The sequence below is a fragment of the Staphylococcus sp. HMSC069D12 genome, from assembly GCF_001810405.1.
Taxonomy (GTDB): domain Bacteria; phylum Bacillota; class Bacilli; order Staphylococcales; family Staphylococcaceae; genus Staphylococcus; species Staphylococcus haemolyticus.
The window spans coordinates 1-1,588 of the sequence record NZ_KV801109.1 but is presented as its reverse complement, the minus strand read 5'-3'; the positions used below and the strand labels follow the sequence as shown (position 1 = coordinate 1,588).

The 1,588-nt window shown below is 32.7% G+C and carries 1 protein-coding gene; it reads left to right on the top strand.

Features of this window, described 5'->3' with window-relative positions:
- The coding region (gene ilvA, locus HMPREF2737_RS08160; RefSeq protein ID WP_070650052.1) for a threonine ammonia-lyase IlvA at positions 1-1,236 on the top strand (1,236 nt) is incomplete at its 5' end.
- Positions 1,237-1,588 lie beyond the last annotated feature (352 nt).

Below are 1,588 nucleotides of genomic sequence, written 5' to 3'. Positions count from 1 at the left end.
GTAGAAAATGCATACTTAAGAATAAAAGACGTTGTTAAAGAGACACCTTTACAATTCGATCTCTATCTTTCTCAAAAATATGACTGTAATGTGTATTTAAAAAGAGAAGACTTACAATGGGTTCGCTCTTTCAAACTTAGAGGTGCATATAATGCAATTTCTGTTCTAACAAGTGAAGCTAAAGAAAAAGGTATTACATGCGCAAGTGCTGGAAATCATGCTCAAGGTGTTGCTTATACTGCTAAAGCATTAAATTTAAAAGCTGTGATTTTCATGCCTGTTACCACACCTCTTCAAAAGGTTAATCAAGTTAAATTTTTTGGTTCTAAAAACGTTAAAATCATATTAACTGGAGATACTTTTGATGATTGCTTAAAAGAAGCTTTAATTTATACTGAACAAAATCACATGACTTTTATCGACCCTTTTAATAATGTAGATACAATAGCTAGACAAGGAACATTAGCAAAAGAAATTTTGAATCAATCAAGTAATGATTCAATTACGTTCGATTATCTATTTGCTGCTATTGGTGGTGGAGGTTTGATTTCAGGTATTAGTACTTATATGGATCAATATAGTCCACAAACTAAAATTATTGGTGTCGAACCCTCTGGCGCTAGTAGCATGTATGAATCAGTTGTTGTCCAAAACAAAATAGTGACACTTGATCATATTGACAAGTTTGTAGATGGTGCTTCTGTGGCACGAGTTGGTAATATCACTTATGATATAGCTAAGAAATTTGTAGACGATTATATTCAAGTAGATGAAGGTGCTGTTTGTTCAACTATTTTAGATATGTACTCTAAACAAGCCATAGTTGCTGAACCAGCAGGTGCATTAAGTGTTTCAGCATTAGAGCACTATAAGGAAAAAATTAAAGGTAAGACAGTAGTATGTGTAGTTAGTGGTGGTAATAACGATATTAATCGAATGAAAGAAATTGAAGAACGTTCATTACTTTACGAGGAGATGAAACATTACTTTATTCTTAACTTTCCTCAACGTCCTGGTGCATTAAAGGAATTTGTTAACGATGTATTAGGACCTCAGGATGATATTACTAAGTTTGAATATTTAAAGAAAACTTCTCAAAACACTGGTACTGTCATTATCGGTATTCAACTTAAGAATCATGATAACCTTAACCAACTAAAAATTAATGTTCATGATTTTGATCCATCAAATATTTATATCAATGAGAATAAAATGTTGTACTCACTTTTAATTTGAATATTAAACACTCCCATTCCTTGAGATGGGAGTGTTTTCTTTAATTTGCTTGGTAACGTCCTACTCTAGCGGAACGTAAATTTGCTACCATCGGCGCTAAGAAACTTACTTTACTTCGAGTCAAGCGCTCGCATCTTTCTTCATTTTATAAAATTGCTTGCTTTTTTAGCCCAACTAAACTCGCTTCTCAATTTTTTCAATTCATCAGCTTCAAACGCTTTCTCTTCGTAAAGCTATTACACTTTTATTTGTTGATTTCTTATTAAATCTTCGGTTTTAATTTTATGCATAAAAAAAGAGACCTTTCGGTCTCATTAGTTTGCCTGGCAACGTCCTACTCTAGCGGAACGTA